The sequence below is a fragment of the Bdellovibrio sp. HCB2-146 genome, from assembly GCF_047345725.1.
In the GTDB taxonomy this organism is placed as follows: domain Bacteria; phylum Bdellovibrionota; class Bdellovibrionia; order Bdellovibrionales; family Bdellovibrionaceae; genus Bdellovibrio.
In genome coordinates this window covers 1,891,908-1,911,254 of sequence record NZ_JBLEQP010000001.1, presented here as the reverse complement: position 1 = coordinate 1,911,254, position 19,347 = coordinate 1,891,908, and the positions used below count along the sequence as shown (strand labels likewise).

Below are 19,347 nucleotides of genomic sequence, written 5' to 3'. Positions count from 1 at the left end.
CCCGTTTCAACAACATTCAATTTGCTAGATGCAGCAACAGGCCTTCTTGAAAGTTAGTTGAAAATAACCTGGTGAAAACTCAGGTTCGAAGGGGTTCCAACGAATGTGTCTAAAGTTTAAGCACTGAGTTTTCCGCTTTTGTCGGCGAAGTAGACGAAAAAAAAACATTCACTCTTTTTATTTCGGCAGCTGGTCTAACGACCTAAGCTTGTTCATGTGACATGTATGACGTGAAATTTTTGGAGGGAACTCGAATGAACAAACTAACTCTGACAGCGCTCTGCCTGACGATGGGACTTCTTTCTGCCTGCGGACCACAGTTGACGGCGCTTAATGAAGAAGGAACTAGCAATAGCTCCTCATCAGTACCTAGTACAACAGCTGAGAAAGCACTTGCCTCTTTAGAATCAGATCTTCGCAAAGGAACAGTTGCACCAACTGAATCCTCTGTAAATCAAAAGACAGTTTCTACAACAGCTGAGAAAATCGCTCTGAACAGTGCCCAGATCAATACTATTATTGAAAGTGCGCGCATGGCTTTAGAGACAGCGAATCTGGGACAAAGCAACGATTTGTCTGCGATTATTCCGGCACTTATTAAAGGTGCAAGCCTTGGTGCCAATGCCATTCAACTTGGCGACTCCTCATTAATTGCAAAACTTCTTTCGGTGATCGGCAACAGCGCTTTGACTTCAATTGTGAATCTTTCACCTGATCAAGTCGCAACAAGTGACCTCAAAGGTCTAGCACAGTCTATCTTTGCGAACTTGGCTACAGCAGGTGTCGGATCTTCGAACGCAACATCAGTTTCACAGACAATCATTCAATCTTTGCTGGGCCATATTGCTTCTACGGACATCGACAGCAGTGGTTTTTCAAGTGTGATTCAAAGTATTGCACAAGGTGCGATTGCGGGACTTAATAACAACTCTGGAACAAATGTGGGTTCCACGATCTTTCAATCTATCTTAAAAGGATTGGGTTCAGGTTCTTTGAACGGTATTGCTTCGATTGTGAATTCACTTGGCAACTCAAACAATGCTTCTGACCTTTTGAAAACTTTCATCAACGCCTTCACCGCTGGATCACAATCAGGTTTGAATCAGGTTTCGAGTTCTAAATCTTTAGTATCTACGCTTCTCAACAGCATCCTCACTGGTCTCAATAGTTCAGCCGGAACACCGCCATCGTCTGGCTCCTCTTGGTTGACAAGCATTGTGGGTGCTGTTGTTCCAACTTTAATTAGCACACTCATCAAAGTTCTTATCATCTAAGTAAAAATACCGTCCTAAAAAGCAAAACCCCCGGCCTTCTTCAAGACCGGGGGTTTTTAGTTTTTAGATTAGCCGAGGAGTTTCAAAGCCAATTGTTGAGATTGGTTTGCTTGTCCAAGGACTGAAACACCTGCTTGCAACAAGATGTTATTTCTTGTCATCTCAGAAGTCTCAGAAGCCACATCTGTGTCTCTGATTCGAGAATTCGCGGCCGACAAGTTCTCGTCAGCGATCAACAAGTTATTAGATGTTGATACCAGACGATTTTGTAGCGCACCGAAGTTCGCGCGAATCGCGTTCACCGATGTCATGGCGTTATCGACCACGTCCAAGCTCAGCTGAGCTCCTTCTTTCGTCGCTACAGATTCAGCTACCAGACCCAAAGCTTCCAACGAAGAGTTGGCTGCGCCGGCGTTAAAGCTGATACGGTCGCGGAAAGGATCGTTGTTCACACCCACTTGGATGTCGATATTTCCACCTGTACCGTTGAGAAGTTCGTAACCGTTATAAACCGTTGCTTCAGTAATACGCTGAATCTCTGATTTTAACTGTTGATACTCAACGTCCAAAAACTTTCTTTCTGTTTCACCAATCGTGTCGGAAGAAGCTTGTACACCCAATTCTCTTAAACGAATGAGCATATTTGAAACTTCATTCAAGCTACCCTCTGCGACTTGCACCAAGGAGATACCATCGTTGGCATTTCGGTTGGCTTGTCTCATACCTCTAATTTGACCTTTGAGGTTTTCACTGATCGCAAGACCGGCAGCGTCGTCCGCAGCTTGATTGATTCGGAATCCCGAAGCCAATCGTGCCATAGAACGGTTTGCATTGATGTTTGTCATGTACAAATTCTTTTGTGCATTCAATGCCGCCACGTTTGTACCAATTCTTAATCCCATACTATCCTCCCTGCATACTCATATCCTCCGTGAAGCTTGCCATCCATTGGCATAAGGCGCGATCCGTGCACCTGTTAAATTAATAAATCGGAATTGCGATGCGCAGTTCCTGCATAACTTTTCGGAAAAAAATATGAACAACAAGAGTCCAGATTTTGTCTTTTCTTTTTTTATTTTTTCTGGGGAAATTTTTTTCGTACAACAAGAAGATGTGCGCACAGAAAAGCGCAACAAAAAATCAAATGGCAGAACGCCAAAAAACCAAATCACTCAATCAAACGATCCACTCTCGAAAAGAGTAAATCTAATATCTAATCTCTAATATCCAATTTCCATTTGCTAAATGAACCCGGTGATTGCTCACCGGGATCGTCGCAGGAAACAGATCAAATTGTCAGCTCTATAAGAGAGCTTCGGGGTCATTACACTCGGAACCGTTCGTTAAAGAACGGTTCTCTTGAGGGTGATCTTGATCATTGAAGATAAGATCGGGAACCTAGGTCATACTCTTGGATTAAGAGAATGACTTGTTCAAGAGTCCAAGTGCTGTATTAGCTTGTTGGTTCGCTTGTGCTAGTACGCTAGTACCTGCTTGCAACAAGATATTATTTCTAGTCATTTCAGAAGTCTCTTCAGCGACGTCAACGTCTCTGATACGAGAGTTCGCAGCTGACATATTCTCAACACTCACTTGGATGTTGGAAACAGTCGATTGCAAACGATTTTGAATCGCACCGAAGTCTGCTCTCATCGCGGAAACGCTGACGATCGCTTGGTCGATTGCTGACAACGCATTCTGCGCTGAAGCTTTATCTGCCACTGATGTCAAGTTTACGCCTAGAGCCGCGGAGTTCGCGTCTGCTTTAGATGCGTCGAAAGAGATACGGTCAATTTCTGGATTATTTCTAGTACCGACTTGGAAATCCAAGATCGAGCCTACACCTGCCAACAATTGAGTACCGTTGAACTCTGTTCCTTCTGCGATACGATCGATCTCTGATACGAGTTGATCATACTCCACGTTTAGGAATTGACGCTCAGTCGGTCCGACAGTGTCAGAAGCGGCTTGTACAGACAATTCTCTGAGACGAATCAAGATAGAAGAGATCTCATTCATAGAGCCCTCTGCTACTTGCACGAGAGAGATACCGTCTTGTGCGTTTCGAGATGCTTGTTTAAGACCGCGAACTTGAGCTTTTAAATTCTCAGAGATCGCTAGACCAGCGGCATCATCACCGGCGCGGTTGATTCGGAAACCTGATGCGAGCTTTTCCATGCTCTTATCAAGACCGATCTTCGTCCCCCAGAGAACTCTCTGAGCATTCAACGAAGCTGTGTTCGTGTTAATTCTGAGACCCATATTTCCTCCTCCGTGAAGATTTCCGGTTTCAATCCTTTGAATCCGGTGCACCTTTGTGGTGCCATGGGTAGTTGCTTACTGTACTGATCGGTGTGTCTCAGAATTCCTAAAGTGATACGTCTCAATTTTTTACATTTCTGGTTTTTGGTCCCGTAAATCTTCGCGATTTCGGGACCAAGGTATTGTGAAAATGCTATTTGAGCGTGCTGTTCTCAGAGAGATTTTTGAAATCTTGTACCTTCTGTATCGCAGGCGGAGCCCACTGCCCGTTTAAAATAGCCTGTTTTGGCCAGTAAGTGCGCAGGTTCAAGCTAAAATTACCTGACGGAGCTGGCAACCAGTTGGCCGTTTTACCGCGCCCTGGGTTTTGTCTTTGAATATAAATCTCCAAAGACCCATCTTGGTTGTATTGGAGTTTGTCTCTGTCACCTAAAGTAAAACGATTCAGTGAGTTCTTAGCAAAAAAGTATTTCGAATTATAGAGAGTCAAAGACCAGAAGGCATTCACCGGAGGCGTTTGTCCTCGCGCGAAGCGAACGACATAACGATTCGATCCACTGAGGGGTTGTCCATCAGCATCCACATCCGCCACAAAATAAACGGCGTCTTCTGGAAGATTCGCACCCAATCCGAAATTAGCCACAGCGGCTCTGGTCTTAAAGTCATTTCCGTACTTGCCGGCTTTATCAATAGAGACCCAACCGTTCACACGTTTCGCCTCAGAACTTTTCACCGACTTCACGATGGCAGCAAGACCACTATCCGCCCCTGCCTTTAAAGCCACTCTTTGATCAGATGTCAGAAGTGTGGGATCAAAATCACGCCCCGGGATCAACCCAATACGAACCATTTGGGCCACTGTTTCCGCATCGGCCGTTTGTGGTGAATTTCTCTTCATGGAAGCTGCCATACGTTTAAAGAATTCTTCTGCCGACAATCTTTCGACTTGGTCCACCGGAGGAGTGCGCATGTCGATGCCCGTTTTAACACTCGTATTTCGTGGCGGTGTGTAACTCGTCCCCCAGGCACTTAATGGATAAAGACGATATTGCTTTTGCAATGCCTGAACTGCAGCATAGTCTTCTTTTCCATTCGTTTGTGTACGCCCCACGATCCATACATCATTTGTCGGAGCTTTAATTTCTTTCACTCCGGCAGGAAGTGAGCCCTTCCAATTAGGACCGACAATTGCGTAATCCCCTTTTTGATTTCCTGTTGTGCGTGATCCTGGTGAAGCAAAGACGTCAGTCCAGGCGCTTAACATCGGCATTAAATAGTAACGATCTCCTGTATCCGGCAAACTTAGAATCATGGGTTCTTTAGAAAGGTCCAGCCAGGCCGTACTATATAATGTATCCGCGTTGGGACTTACGACGCCGGTAAAGTTCGCATCAGGAAAACGTTTTTTGTGAACGAACTGACCCATTGGCGCGCCTTCTTCACTGGGACTTGAAACATTGGTCATCTGTTCACGAGTGATATCCATCAGCACCAACGGATACCCATAGATGTAAGCTTCTTCTGCAATTTTTTGCACATCAGCTGGAGGTATGGAGCGATCCGCCCCTACAACTTTTCCAGGCTCCGGACTCTTCGAAGATGTCGAACAGCCTAACGAGAACAAGGTCCCGCACATGACCACCATCGCAAATCCATATATCAACTTTCTCATGGAATCTCCTTCACAGCTTCTCGCTCTGCGAGATTGTTTGCAGTAATAGATTTTTGTACGCCTGGCATTTCCCAACTGCCATCAGTGGCAGCTTTCTTCGGCCAGTACATACGCATAACAAGATTGAATTCTTCTCGCGGTGACGGCAGCCAATTGCTTTCTCGAGCTTTGCCCGGAGATGTTGGCTGAATGTAAATATCCAGTGATCCGTCAGGATTGTACTTCAGTTGATTGCGATCCCCGATAGCAAAGCGGTTGATCGGGTTTTTCACAAAGAATTGTTCTTTGTTATAAAGCGAGATCGACCAAAAACCATTCACTGGCGGCTTTTGATCTTTTTTAAAGTGAATGACATAATTGCGAAAGCCCGTGAGCTTTTCCCCATCTGTATCCACTGTCGTGCGAGGATAAATAGCATCCTGCTCTAGATTAGCGCCCAATCCTAAAAGAGCCACCCCGGCTCTTTTTCGATAATCAGTTCCATACTCACCCAGGCCCGACACAAACACCCAGCCATTCATATTTTTTCCCGGTAACTTTTCAGCTGCTTCTTTAATTTGTGCGAAACCTTCTTCTGCACCTTTACGAAGGGCAGCTTGTGTCGGATCAGGCAGAGCCGTCGTATCTAAGAACTCCCCTGGGATGTAACCGATTTTTTTGAACTTCGACATGATCGCAGCATCCTGACGAGATGGCGGATTATCTCGCATCAACTCTCCCAGGCGACGATAAAATTCCAACGCATCCATCTGTGCGACCTGACGAAGTGGGGAAGTTTTCATATCGATTGTTTTATCTATACTCGGACGAGGAATGCTTTCGACAGCACCCTTCCACTGACTGAGGGGCACCAGTAAATACTGTTCTTGTAACATGCTGATCGCTTTATAGTCGGAAGGCCCTTTACTTTTTGTCCTTCCTAAAATCCAAACGAGATTAGTGGGTGCTTCTACCTTACGAACATCTCGTGGCAGTTCGCCTTTAAAACCGGGACCGACAATCGCAAAATTACCTTTTTGATTTCCAGTCGTGCGTGTTCCCAAAGACTCAAAGACATTTGTCCAGCCATCTAACAAAGGCATCACATAATAGTGACTGCCCATATTCGGCAAACTCAATACGACGGGTTCAACGGAAAGATCAAGCCACGCAATACTATAAAGGGTGTCGGCGTTGGGAGAGACCACATCGCGAAACTTATCGTCAGGGAAAGACTTCATATGCCCAAAGTGATTCAGCGGTGCCCGATTCTCCTCGGGTATATCCACATTGGTGCTTATTCTTTTGGTCATATCCATTAAAATTAGAGGAAAGCCATAGACATAAGCTTCACGTGCAACTTTCTGCGCTTCTTCGGGCGTGACTCGAGGAATGCCGGCAATTTTCTCGGATGATTTCTCTGGTGTCGTTGAACAAGACAAAAGTCCAATGGAACAAATGACTGCGATAAGCGTGCGTGCAAATAGCTTCATAACCACTTCCTCCGTGAACTGGTTCTTTCCATTGGACGAGGATTGTGATTCTTCTCCAAGATGTATTACGACAAAGGTCAAAAAATAAAGCCTATATAAAAACTCGCGTACGCCTCCATGGTGTTTCTGCATACAATTGTCGTAATACACTCTTGGAGGCCTATATATGACATGGAGGAAAGCACTCTTTCTCCCATTCGCGCTCACTCTTTTTTCCATTTCTGCGCAAGCTCAAGACAGCGTGAGTTTTTCAATTCATCATCTTTACCAATCACCGAGAGCTCTCGGAATGGGTGATGCATTTGTAGCGGTCGCCAACGATTACAGCGCACTCTTTTATAATCCTGCGGGATTAGCACGTTTGGAAGAAGGACAAATCAATTTGTCTATCAACGCTGGCGGCTCCATCGGCTTGAAAGACTTCGTCGATGAAATCAATGCGGTCCAAGAAGACGACACACTTGACGAGCCTACAAAACAAACTCGCCTCTATGAAATCATCGAATCACACTATGGTGATACTTATGGTGTTCGGCTTGCTCCCCTCGAAGGAATTTGGGTTCGTCCAAAATGGGGAATTGGTTTTGTTCCCGCCGATGTTTCAGTTGAACTCACACCACATCGCCATGTGGGCCCCTCTATCGACGCCACTGTTTATGCCGACTCCTACTTAGCGATTGGATATGGCGATGACGTAAAGAGTGTTAATCACGGTCGTCTCTCTTGGGGTATCACCGGGAAGTTCGTCAATCGTGGTTGGGCGAGTCTTGCGATTGATGGAACCGAGCTTGCGATGAATGACAAAATCGTCGACAAGGATGATCTTCGCGAGGGATACACAATCGATGCTGATATTGGGTTGCTGTGGACACCGGAACTTCCAAGCGAAGGTTTCTGGTCATGGCTCACTTACACTCGTCCCACTCTCGGAGTTGTCGTCCGCAACGTCGCCGAAACTGGATTTGGTCAGTCTTTAAAATTGATCAATGAAAATAAAACGGAAGCGCCGGAAAAACTTTATCGGGTCGTCGATGTCGGAACACGCTGGGAATATCCAACAGCCTGGATCTTTGGAGGTCGTGGAAGTTTGGATGTTCGAGACATCGGTCATCCAAACTTTAGCTGGTCAAAGGGACTTCATGCAGGTTTAGAATTTGACTGGTTTGTTTACACTTGGTGGAAGGGCCACTACCGCGTCGGTATCAGCCAAGGATTCTGGACAGCTGGGCTTTCTGCTGAACTCGGTATCTTCAATCTTGATCTAGTCAGCTATGCGGATGATGTCGGAACAAAAAGTACGCCGATGGAAAATCGCATTTATGCCTTAAAAATGAATTTGGATTTTTGATTTACAAAATAACTTCATGTCTCTTGGGAGCAGTTCAAACTCTTGGGAGCAGTTCAAAAAGGTTTTCTCAATTCTCTCGAGGAAACCTTCGCATTCCTCACATTACGTTATGACCTAGGCCGAGACAGTCTCTCAGAATGAGACGTTTCCACCCCAAATATAAACATTTCTCGTCAATTTTTCGTCAAGAAACCAAAATATTCCGTCGATAACAAATGTATATGTACGTTTTTTGAAGGGACGGATTCCTTGGGAGCATGTTCGAAGTTGCGAACAAAATCTATCGTTTCCGGTATAAAGCTGGCCATAGCTTTAATCGGAATCATTTCGTGGTTCACGGCAAACAGTGCCCACGCAGCTCCGGCGTCTCTGAACTATCAAGGTCGTATTGTAAAAACCGACGGCACTCCTCTGACATATTCCAATGTGAGTTTCATTTTCCGCGTATTGAATCCAGCAGGAACTTGCGTGATCTATCAAGAGCAAGTGAGTGGTTACGACATGACAAATTCGGGGGGTGTATTTGACGTTCCCATCGGACTTGGTTCCGTCACCTATCCTGCGGATGCTTCACTTGATATTTTAGATGCCTTCAATAATGCCAGAACATTTGATTGCTCGGGCGGAACGTCGACCTATACCCCAAGCTCCGGCGACACTCGCAAATTGCGCGTTTTATTTTTTGATGGTTCGGGTTGGCAAACAATTACGCCAGATAACGTGATTCGTTCAGTTCCATTTGCAGCATACGCTCGAAGCGCAGAAAGACTTGGAACCTACACGGCAAACGACTTCTTATTAAAATCTTTGATTCCTACATGTGCTGCTGGAACATACCTGTCCTACGACGGAACTGCACTCACGTGTACGCCGGTTTCTGGTTCGACAGGTGGTACTGTCACTGCCGTGACTTCAACAAATAGTTATATCTCTGTGGCGAATACAACATCCACACCTGCACTGACATTGAATGTTGGGACCGGCGCAGGAACTGTTGCTGCGGGTAACGACTCACGCCTTGTAAATGCCTTGCAACCAGGTGCAGGTGTTGGAGGAGACCTTTCTGGAACTCTGCCAAGCCCAACAGTTGCCAGAATCCAAGGGATCAATGTCAACTCGACGTCTCCAACAACAGCGGGACAAGTTTTAAGATTTGACGGTGCAAGTTGGGCTGCGGCCAACGTTTCAATGAATGACGTTACGGGCCTGTTATCGACTCTTTCAAATTATATGACTCAGTCATCATTTAACGCCGCTGTTTCCGGTGGCTCTTGCGGCGTTCATCAAACGATGTACTGGAATTCTGTTTCATCAAGTTTTGCCTGCCAATCGATTAATGTCTCTTTAGCGGGTGACGTATCAGGTTCTCTTGCGACAACAACTGTCGGAAAAATCCACAATCGTCCTATCGTCAACACGGCTCCGACAGATGGACAAATTTATCAATGGAATGGCACGAGCAATCAGTGGGAACCAAAAAATCTCACACTTGATGCAACGTCCGTGACCTATTCTCCGCAAGCGGCGAATTCCGTTTTCGCTGCTCCCAACGGATCAGCTGGTACTCCGTCCTTCCGTGCGCTTGTGACGAACGACCTTCCAACAATTTCTGTTGGTAAAGGTGGTACAGGTTTAACCGCAGCTCCAACAAACGGTCAGCTTTTGATCGGTAACGGAGTTGGCTATACGCTTAGCACACTAACCGGTGGTGCTGGCATCACCGTCACCAACTCTCCAGGAGGTATCACAATCTCCACATCCGGTGGCGGCGGAACAGTTACAAACGTCTCTGGTACAGCTCCCGTGAGCGTCGCAAACGGCACGACCACTCCCGTGATATCGATCACTCAAGCGAACACCACGACAGACGGTTATTTGAGTGCCGCAGACTGGAATGCGTTTAATAACAAACAAGCCGCAGGCTCTTACATCACCGCATTGACAGGTGATGTGACAGCTGCGGGTCCTGGGTCTGCTACCGCGACTGTTAATTCAGTTGGTGGCATGACTGCCGCGAATGTGGCGGCGGGCGCAACACTTGCAAACAATGCTACGTCTGCCAATACACCAAATACAATTGTGAAACGTGACGGATCTGGCGGTTTTAATGCGGGTGCGGTGAGTGTTTCGTCTTCCGTGTTAAGAGACTCTGGTTCAAACACAGTGACGCTTCAAGCCCCTAACACAGTGACAAGCTCTTACGCTCTTAGATTTCCAGCAGCTCAAGGCTCTGCGAATCAGTTTCTAACAAATGATGGCTCGGGAAATCTTGCTTGGACAAGCATGTCTTCTGTCGGCGTGTCCTCTGTTGGTGTCACCTCACCAATTCTCAACACAGGAACTGCAAGTGCTCCGGTGATTGCGATTCAACAAGCCAATGGTACACAAGCTGGTTATTTGTCGTCTGCTGACTGGACGACTTTTAACTCGAAATTGTCTTCCTCTCTGACTTCAGGAAATATTTTTGTCGGAAACGGATCTAATGTCGCAACTGAAGTTGCACCTTCTGGTGATATTTCAATGACAAATACAGGTGTGATGACTGTGACAGGTCTTCGCGGTAAAGCGATTTCTGCAACAGCCCCAACTTCAGCGGGACAATTGCTTCGTTACGATGGCACGAGCACTTATGTGCCAGCTTTCTTATCACTTGCAGATATCCGTTCAACTGTCACTCCGACGGCAACCATGTTTCCTGCGACAAGCTGTACGGCTTCACAAACTCTGACTTGGTCGTCATTGACTGATACAATGTCTTGTACAGACATATCTTTATCAGCGGCAAACCTTCCTACTATTCCAGTAAATAAAGGTGGCACGGGTTTAACTGCTGCTCCTACAAACGGTCAGATCCTGATCGGCAATGGTACCGGCTATACCCTGAACACAATCACTGCGGGTTCAGGTGTTACAGTAACAAACTCTGCCGGAGGCATCACGATCGCCGCAACAGGTTCTGGTGGAACTGTCACGAATGTCGCAACAGGAACCGGATTAACGGGCGGTCCAATTACCGGAACGGGAACGATCTCGCTCGCAAATACGGCTGTGACCGCAGGCTCCTATGGTTCTGCAACACAAACTCCGACTTTCACAGTCGATGCTCAAGGTCGCTTGACGGCTGCCAGCAATGTCACTCTCACACCGGCGTGGACGTCTATCACGGGAACACCGACAACTCTAGGTGGTTATGGTATTACAGATGCCGTCAGCACGACACTGAACTCGGGACAAATTCTTGTTGGTAGTGCGACGAATGTTGCAACAGCCCGCACGATGAGTGGCGACGGAACACTGTCCAATACAGGTGCTCTGGCGGTTACAAATGTTGGCGGTGCTACCGCTGCCAATGTTGCATCAGGTGCGAATTTAGCAAATGCAGCGACTTCTGCAAATACGGCAAGTACGATTGTCAAACGTGATGCTTCAGGTGGCTTTATCGCCGGCGCCGTGAGCACGTCTTCCACTATTTTACGAGACACAGGTTCCAACACGGTCACGCTGCAAGCACCAACGTCTGTGACAACTTCTTACGTTTTAAAATTTCCAGCCGCTCAAGGCTCCGCAAATCAATTCCTTACGAACGACGGCTCCGGAAATCTTTCTTGGACAAGCATGTCTTCAGTAGGTGTTGCCTCCGTCGGCGTGACGTCTCCTATTCTGAATACAGGAACCGCAAGTGCACCTGTGATTGGGATACAAGTCGCAAATGGATCGCAAAGCGGTTACTTGTCCTCTGCAGATTGGACGACATTCAACTCGAAACAAAGTACAACGCTGAACTCCGGTCAAATTCGCGTAGGTAACGGATCAAACGTTGCCACAGCCATTACACCTGGTGGTGATGTTTCCATGACGAATGCTGGTGTATTCACAGTCGATGGCATCCAAGGAAAAGCTGTTTCTGCAACAGCTCCAACTTCGGCCGGTCAAGTTTTGCGTTACGACGGAACCGGCACTTATGCTCCAGCTTTCTTGTCACTCGCTGACATCCGCTCAACTGTCACTCCGACAGCGACAATGTTCCCGGCGTCGACTTGTACAGCAGCGCAAACTCTCACTTGGTCCTCGCTAACAGACACAATGTCTTGTACCAATATCGCGATTGGTGATGCGGCCGTTACTTACGCCTCTAAAACAGCAAATACAGTTTTTGCTGCACCTAATGGATCCGCTGGGGCTCCAACATTTAGAGCTCTTGTCGCCGCCGATCTTCCAACTGTGACGGTTGCAAAAGGTGGCACCGGTCTTACAACAACACCAACAAATGGTCAGGTTCTCATCGGTAACGGAACAGGTTATGCGCTTAGTACGCTAACGGCGGGATCTGGTGTAACGATCACGAACGGTTCCGGTTCGATCACAATCAATGCGACCGGCTCTGGCGGAACAGTTACAAATGTCGCAACTGGCACGGGTTTAACAGGTGGTCCGATCACAGGAACGGGAACTATTTCTCTTGCCAACACAGCCGTTACGGCTGGAACTTATGGATCTGCAACTCAGGCCCCTCAATTTACAGTTGATGCTCAAGGTCGTTTGACTGCAGCTTCAAACGTAACAGTCACGCCGGCATGGTCTTCGATCACTTCAAAACCAACAACTCTTGCAGGTTACGGAATAACGGATGCGCTGGACACGACATTAACTTCTGCGAATATTCTGGTCGGAAGTTCGACAAACGTCGCAACTGAGCGAGCACTTAGCGGTGATGCGACATTATCTAACACAGGTGTTCTAACTCTCGCAAATTCGGGCGCAACAGCAGGCACGTACACGAAAGTTACTGTTGATGCAAAAGGACGCGTGACCGCGGGAACCAACATGACTTCAGGAGATATCACAACGTCACTTGGATATACACCTGTTAACAAGGCCGGGGACACCATGACTGGAGTCTTAGCACTTCCGTTAGGAAGTGCTACAGCGCCTTCGCTGACATTTACGGGCGATACGAATACCGGTCTCTATTCACCTGGGGCGGAACAAGTTGCTATTGCCACCGGCGGAGTCGCGGCAGCGACATTCGACTCGGCGGGAAACATTAATTTGACCGGAAATATCGGTGTAAAAGCGGCGTCTCCATCCGCAAGTATCGCCATCAATTCATCCCTCACAACCGGAGCAAATGCCACAAGACAGGGCATCAATAATCTCCTTACGTTAGATTCATCAGAGACTCTTACGGCGGCTCGCAGCTCCTATGGTTCCTTCAATGATGTGGTTTCTTCTGTTCCAGACGCCAATCTGTCTTCTTTCACGCTCAGTACATTCGGGTCTTACAACCGCGTACGCGTGGGAGCGTCCGCCGGAGCTGTCGGTGCGGCATCGGCAATTTATGGATCATACAACTACGCCCTCCAGCAGTCTGCCAGCACGACGACAACGTCAGCTTCTTATGGCTCCTACTCACAAGCGTCAAACAACTCTCCGTTAACAACGACAGTAGCATACGGCGCGGTTGGTGCAGTCACGCAAAACAATGCTTCGGCAGTTACAACAAACGCTCACGGTTTGCGCTCCACAATTACAAATACTGCGGGAACAATGACGACCGCGTATGGACTTTCAGTTGCCTTCTCCGGCACGATTGCAAACAAATGGGGTATCTACGTCTCCGGCGAAACCTCGAACTATCTCAGTGGAGAACTGGGTATCGGCACGGCTACGCCGGGTGAAAAACTCGAAGTCGCGGGTAACGTAAAAGCAACAAGCTTTATATCGACGTCGGATCGACGTCTCAAAAAAGACATTGAAACAGTCGAAGGTTTGGACAAGATCTTACAGTTGCGAGGTGTTCGCTTTAAGTGGATCGAAAATGACGTCACTGAGTTAGGTACAATCGCTCAGGAAGTTGAGGAGATATTCCCTGAGCTTGTCGTAACCAATAAAAAAACTGGCTATAAGGCCGTAAAATACCAAGGGTTGATCGCGCCACTGATTGAGGCTACAAAAGAGCTTAACAACAAATGCGAGATGACGGCCGCCCAAATGCAGTCTCTACAAACTGCGGTCGCTCGTCATGAACGAGAGATCGATACAATCAAACGTCGCTTGGCTTCGGTTGAAGAAGAAAACGTAGAATTAAAAACAATGCTCAAAGCATTGGAAAAACGCATGAAGGCGATCGAAAATAAGCAAAAATAGAAAGCAATGAGGCCCATGACATATGTGAACACACTCCTTAGAGCATTAGCGACTCTCCTGATACTTATTGGGATGGCTCGTTTTGCTCAAGCCGCATGTGCTTCACCGGTTGGAAACGCTGGGCAACTACAGTGGATTGCCGCTTCTGGTGCGGTAAAATACTGCAACGGCACGACCTGGGTGACCATGAATAATACCAACACCGGTCTTACTTGCAGTGTGGCCGGAGTCGTTCAATACGTCAGTTCCGAAATCATGTTTTGTAACGGTACTAACTGGTACAGAACAGCCCCTGTCGTAAATCATGGTGCATGTGCCGCAACACTCGCAGGCAAATTCTACTATGATTCCGTCGGCACTTACTATTGGTTCTGTAACGGCGCGAACTGGCGCCGTATGGGTCCTTAAAGACTCGAATCAAAAACCTGCGAGAATGATTTTTCGTTGGAAATCTCAAAAGGGGCAAAGGCCGAAAAGGCGACAAATTCCTGTTCTGTTTTCCATTGCGGTGCCGGACCACTGCAAGAATGAACAACTCCATTCAACATTGGCTTCATAGCCAAAAAGTGCGGCCCTTCGTACATATATAAGCTTTTAGCATCCAAATCCGAACAGATCTTTTTCCACTGTTCTTCATTGATCGAAGACGTATCGAAAACAACTTTGGATCGAGCAAAAACTCCCCGACCGATTTCAATAAAATATTTCTGTTCAAGCCGCGAATAAAATTCATTCATATAGTAAAACAGTCGATTCCCAAAAAACACCAAGTCCAACTTCGGATCTTCAAGCACTCCAAGAACTTCGCCCTTGTTGCCCTCATGTTCAGGTGCCGGGAATATAAAAATTTTGTTATCGCGCGGCAAAACGACAGTCGCGTCGTAGTAATTCACGTCGCGATATGACTGCAAATACAGATGCATCCTCGACTGTAGCTCAATTTGCTCGATATTATTTTTTTCACGATAAACCCGGGCGACCGGAAAAAAAGCCTGAATAAAAAGCGCACCAACACAAAAATACCCAAGCACCCGATTATATTTTGAGGGCTGATTCCAAAAAAATTCATAAGAGTTCAAGGCGACATAAAGAATTGGGAAACCCGCAAGGCTGTATATGAAAAATGGTAAGCGATCATTATGCAGAATAATCAATAGCAACGCAGTCAAAGCCGCGGCTCCTACGTCGGGGTACTGCAACTTCCAACCCTCGCGCTTTGAATAAAACAACATACCCGCAAATACCACTACGTAGACCAGCTGCTGCAAAATGGCTTCCTTCACAAATAAGAAGGATTCAACGGTTAAAAATCCGGGGTGATGAGGACTTGTCGAATAGGATTTGAAAAAGAAAACTAGAGCAGTCCAGAATTGGGAGTGTTTCCAGATCAACAAAACTGCAAACGATACGAAAACGATGACTGCGGGAATGGCCATCAGCTTCTGCGACTTTCGCGAAAAGCCTTTTCTTTCCCACAAAAAGATCGCGACACCATTTACGATCAATTGAAAAAGTCCTTTTGGAGTCGCCAGTAAAATTAAAACATTCAAAAAAACTTGGATTGCTATTTGTATTTTAGAAAATTCAAATTTTTTTCGATACCCCAAGTAATGCGCCAGGGCTGCCATCTGCCAAAAGAACGCGAGTGCATCGGAGCGCAAACGGAAGGCCTGTAAAAGAAAGAGAGGAGACACAATAAACAAAAATGCAGACCAAGCCGCCCTCTTCTGACTCCCAGTTAATTGGTAGGCCACATAAGAAAAAAGACCCAGTGCTCCTAATCCAATAGTGGCAAAAATCAATCGCGCCGCTTGAACGGTCTGAAGATTGTCGAGATTCTCCCAATAGCTCAGATTCAATACAAGGTTGAATAGAAATTTATAGTCCGTGGAAGGTTGCGCAGAATGAAAGAAGTCTCGAGCCAACCCGAGTGCCCATAACTCGGAATCGGACCAGTGCGCCGCCAGCGCAAGAGAGCAAAACACTCCAACAATTAGAGCATGGATCACAAATGACGCGATTTTTTTAAATATGTCCACAATATCTTAAGAGTAGAAGAGCTTGCTCCTGATATCAAGTTGCATATAATTCGAAAGGCACCTGGAGGGTTCATGTCGAAAATTGAAGAAGAGAAAAAGAGCTTTCGTGATCGACTCAATCAGGTCAGCCCTTCATTTTGTCTAGCAAAATGGCTTCAGGTCACGATGCATCTTCATAGTGGACACAATCATTCGTGCCATCATCCAGCTACTCACAAAACTCCCTTGGAAGAGCTGAAGTTCAATCCATCGGCTTTGCACAATACCTGCTTTAAAAAAGATCAAAGACTCAAAATGAAATCAGGCGCTCGCCCGGCTGAATGTCAATATTGCTGGAACATTGAAGATTTGGGAGAAAACTACTTTAGCGATCGAACTCTTAAATCCTCTGAGTTTTGGGCGGCACCTTATTTGGAAGATGTCGCAAGCCTTTCTGCGAACGCAAATATCAACCCCACCTATGTTGAGGTCAGCTTTAGTAATGTCTGCAACTTTAAATGCAGCTACTGTTCCGGCAACTTCTCGACGCGCTGGAAAGACGAGATCCAACGCTATGGATCTTACCCGACAAAATCGGGCGAACAAACTATGGAAATTCTTTCGGAAGACAACAATCCCTATATTAAAGCATTTTGGGAGTGGTGGCCGGAACTTATCAAAGACCTCAAAGTTTTCCGCATCACAGGCGGCGAGCCTCTCTTGTCCAAGAACACTTTCCGTGTTCTTGAAGAGTTGAGTCGCAATCCAATGCCGAACCTTGAAGTCGCGATTAATTCGAATCTCGGGGTTTCGGATGCTACTTTCCAAAAGTTTTTAGCATTGGCGAAAGATCTCACTGAGAATAAAAAAGTTAAATTTTTCCGTCTTTTTACCAGCGCTGAGGCCTGGGGTGAAAAAGCGGAATACATTCGAAATGGGCTGGACTTCATTCGCTTCCAACGAAACCTCGAAAGCTTCTTACAAGAGGTCCCACAGGGACAAGCCATCGTCATGTCCACTTTTAATGCTCTGAGCCTGACGTCTTTTGAGACCTTCTTGGCCTATATTAAAAGCCTTAAAGAAATATATACGAAAGACCCTTCGCATTGCCCGATTTTCATTGATGTTTCTTATCTCAGACATCCGACTTACCAAAGTATTCAAGTTTTGCCGGAATCCTATCAAAATCACATGAAAGAAATTCTCCAATTCATGGAGAGTCGCCAGATTCATAAAAATGATCCAGGCGGATTCTATTTCTTTGAAACGACTAAGGTTCAAAGAATTTACGAATGGATGAAGCAACCTCTTGCCGAAGCTGATTTACGAACTCGTCGCAAAGAGTTTTACTCTTTTTTCAATGAACATGATCGCCGTCGCGGAACAAATTTTCTGCAATCCTTTCCAGAAATGAGGGCTTTTTGGGATCAATGCAAAGAGCTCAACTAACAATCGGTGTCGTTGTTCACAATGAGGTTCAACATCTCCCGCGACTTCTGCAAAATCTTGAAAATATCGTCGGTGCTCATGAGGCTGACATTATTTTTGTCGACAATGCTTCGACTGACAGCACTTTAGCTCGTATCGAGCACTGGAGCGCTCAACAGGAAAATCGCAATATTCAGATCATCGCGCGACTGAGGAACAATCTGGCCCTGGCTCGTAACGATGTGATTCACAAAACTCAGACGAAATGGTTGTTTTTCTGGGATGCTGACTGTGGGATGAATCGCGATTCGTGGGAAAGACACCTCGAAATCTTGCAATCAAATGTCATTCACGAAAACGTGGCTGCCATCGGCGGGGGCAACAGCGCGCAAGGTCCAAAGTCATTTTTAGTTTCAGGTCTGCAAAGCATGTCCCGCAATTGGATTTCTCATATGGGTTCTTTGCAACTTCGTCACCCCAGCAAAGTTGAAGAAGTTTCCGTTCTTTCCGGCTGTAATATGCTGATTCGAACACAAGCCGCCATTCAGGTGGACGGATGCGATTCTTGGTTCCATCCCGTGGGCGAAGATCTTTCTCTTTGTCACCGCCTTACAAAAGCAGGGTGGGTTCTTTTAGCGGCACCTAACTTGGAAATAGATCACTATCAAAATCAAACTGTCATCAGCTGGATGGAAAAAATGTTTGCCTACGGTTTGGCGCAAGTTCAAATCGCAACCCAGTATCCTCAACACTTTAAAGGTCTTCGTGGAGCTCAATGTTTGGCTGTGATACTTTTAGCATTCGCAAGTGTTTTGACACCCCTGCTGGTTCTTTCGCTGTTTGCGATTTACACCTTAGCTTATGTGACCTTGGCCGTTAAGAATGGGCCTCGCTCGATCCATTATATTTTCTGTGGCTGGGCCCTTAGCTTTCTTTCTCACCTGGCGTATGCGACAGGGGAAGTCTACGCTCTGACAAGTTGGCTTTACTGCAAATTTTCTCCCACTTACCAAGGACGATCCCGAATCGTGAAAGAACAAAAAACAACGCAAGCCCTGGTACCAGATCCCATTGTAAATCACGAAATCTCACCGTAAATGGACCACTGAGATCAAATTTTCCTGCAGCAACACCTTGACGATACGCTCTCCTTGCGAAAGCTGAAAAGTCAGACTCATCTAGATGAGTCAGCGTGAAATCCGAATGCCACTTTCCAGTATAAGGAGAATGCCGCTCGAGGTGACGAAGCATTTCTTTTTCTTCTCCTCCCCACTTCAGTTCTGGAGGAAAATGAATAAAGGGTTTCACTTCGGAGCGCGCAAAAATAAATCCACCTAAAAGGTGAATTTGTCCCTTTTCAGACTTTCCGGATCGCAACCATAAATGATTCACTGCTTGGTAGATGCGGCTCCAATAACGAGGTTTTCCAGAAAGAGCATAGCTCCCTCCATGAATATAACCTTCTTCGTCAGCTAAATTCATCAAACGTGGAATAAATCCCGCGTCTTCAATTAAACAATCGTCATCAAGAAATAAAATATATTTTCCCGTTGAAAGGCGAAGTCCCTTATTTCTTGCATTTGAAACTCCACCTAACGGACTGAGATGAAACTGAAATTCAGGGAAAATGATACGATAATCTTTAAGACAAGGCGGCTCCTCAGCCGCATCAACGACAACCAAAACTTCCAAAGAAGTATGCCCCGGCAATCTCTGCAGCGATCGC

11 protein-coding genes and 1 pseudogene are annotated in these 19,347 nt (G+C 46.3%); 6 read left to right on the top strand and 6 right to left on the bottom strand.

Annotation, left to right across the window (positions count from 1 at the left end; translation table 11 throughout):
* Nucleotides 1–254: 254 nt before the first annotated feature.
* Nucleotides 255–1,274 carry a hypothetical protein gene (locus tag ACLWOR_RS09360; RefSeq protein ID WP_413940435.1) on the top strand — a complete coding sequence of 340 codons (1,020 nt, stop codon included), beginning with the start codon at nt 255–257 and terminating at the stop codon, nt 1,272–1,274.
* Nucleotides 1,275–1,342: 68 nt separating this feature from the next.
* On the opposite strand, the gene ACLWOR_RS09355 is transcribed toward ACLWOR_RS09360, so the two are convergent.
* From ACLWOR_RS09355 to ACLWOR_RS09340, 4 genes are all read right to left on the bottom strand, one after another.
* Entirely contained in the window at nt 1,343–2,176 is an 834-nt protein-coding gene (locus ACLWOR_RS09355; RefSeq protein WP_413940434.1) for a flagellin, read from the bottom strand.
* A 514-nt stretch (nt 2,177–2,690) separates the two neighbouring features.
* Complete coding sequence (locus tag ACLWOR_RS09350) at nt 2,691–3,536, bottom strand: flagellin (RefSeq protein ID WP_413940433.1); 846 nt, start codon at nt 3,534–3,536, stop codon at nt 2,691–2,693.
* Between the two features lie 193 nt (nt 3,537–3,729).
* Complete coding sequence (locus ACLWOR_RS09345) at nt 3,730–5,208, bottom strand: DUF1254 domain-containing protein (RefSeq protein ID WP_413940432.1); 1,479 nt, start codon at nt 5,206–5,208, stop codon at nt 3,730–3,732.
* A complete protein-coding gene (locus ACLWOR_RS09340; protein WP_413940431.1) occupies nt 5,205–6,680 on the bottom strand; it encodes a DUF1254 domain-containing protein in 1,476 nt (491 codons plus the stop codon). Before ACLWOR_RS09340 ends, ACLWOR_RS09345 begins: the two co-directional genes overlap by 4 nt.
* 166 nt (nt 6,681–6,846) lie before the next feature.
* On the opposite strand from ACLWOR_RS09340, the gene ACLWOR_RS09335 reads away from it, so the two are divergent.
* From ACLWOR_RS09335 to ACLWOR_RS09325, 3 genes are all read left to right on the top strand, one after another.
* Nucleotides 6,847–8,028 carry a hypothetical protein gene (locus ACLWOR_RS09335; protein ID WP_413940430.1) on the top strand — a complete coding sequence of 394 codons (1,182 nt, stop codon included), beginning with the start codon at nt 6,847–6,849 and terminating at the stop codon, nt 8,026–8,028.
* A gap of 267 nt (nt 8,029–8,295) precedes the next feature.
* The gene (locus tag ACLWOR_RS09330) at nt 8,296–14,175 is read left to right on the top strand and encodes a tail fiber domain-containing protein (protein ID WP_413940429.1); all 5,880 of its coding nucleotides are present in this window, start codon (nt 8,296–8,298) and stop codon (nt 14,173–14,175) included.
* A gap of 72 nt (nt 14,176–14,247) precedes the next feature.
* The gene (locus tag ACLWOR_RS09325) at nt 14,248–14,583 is read left to right on the top strand and encodes a hypothetical protein (RefSeq protein ID WP_413940428.1); all 336 of its coding nucleotides are present in this window, start codon (nt 14,248–14,250) and stop codon (nt 14,581–14,583) included.
* Here ACLWOR_RS09325 and ACLWOR_RS09320 read toward each other — a convergent pair.
* Nucleotides 14,580–16,160, bottom strand: a complete 1,581-nt coding sequence (locus ACLWOR_RS09320) for a hypothetical protein (RefSeq protein ID WP_413940427.1) — start codon at nt 16,158–16,160, stop codon at nt 14,580–14,582. The two genes, ACLWOR_RS09325 and ACLWOR_RS09320, sit on opposite strands and share 4 nt — an antisense overlap.
* A 126-nt stretch (nt 16,161–16,286) precedes the next feature.
* On the opposite strand from ACLWOR_RS09320, the gene ACLWOR_RS09315 reads away from it, so the two are divergent.
* Entirely contained in the window at nt 16,287–17,642 is a 1,356-nt protein-coding gene (locus ACLWOR_RS09315) for a twitch domain-containing radical SAM protein (protein ID WP_413940426.1), read from the top strand.
* Complete coding sequence (locus tag ACLWOR_RS09310) at nt 17,624–18,718, top strand: glycosyltransferase (protein ID WP_413940425.1); 1,095 nt, start codon at nt 17,624–17,626, stop codon at nt 18,716–18,718. The genes ACLWOR_RS09315 and ACLWOR_RS09310 overlap by 19 nt, the downstream gene beginning before the upstream one ends.
* Before the next feature lie 94 nt (nt 18,719–18,812).
* On the opposite strand, the pseudogene ACLWOR_RS09305 reads toward ACLWOR_RS09310, so the two are convergent.
* A pseudogene (locus tag ACLWOR_RS09305) lies at nt 18,813–19,331 on the bottom strand (glycosyltransferase family 2 protein); the annotation flags it as partial.
* Between the last annotated feature and the right edge of the window lie 16 nt (nt 19,332–19,347).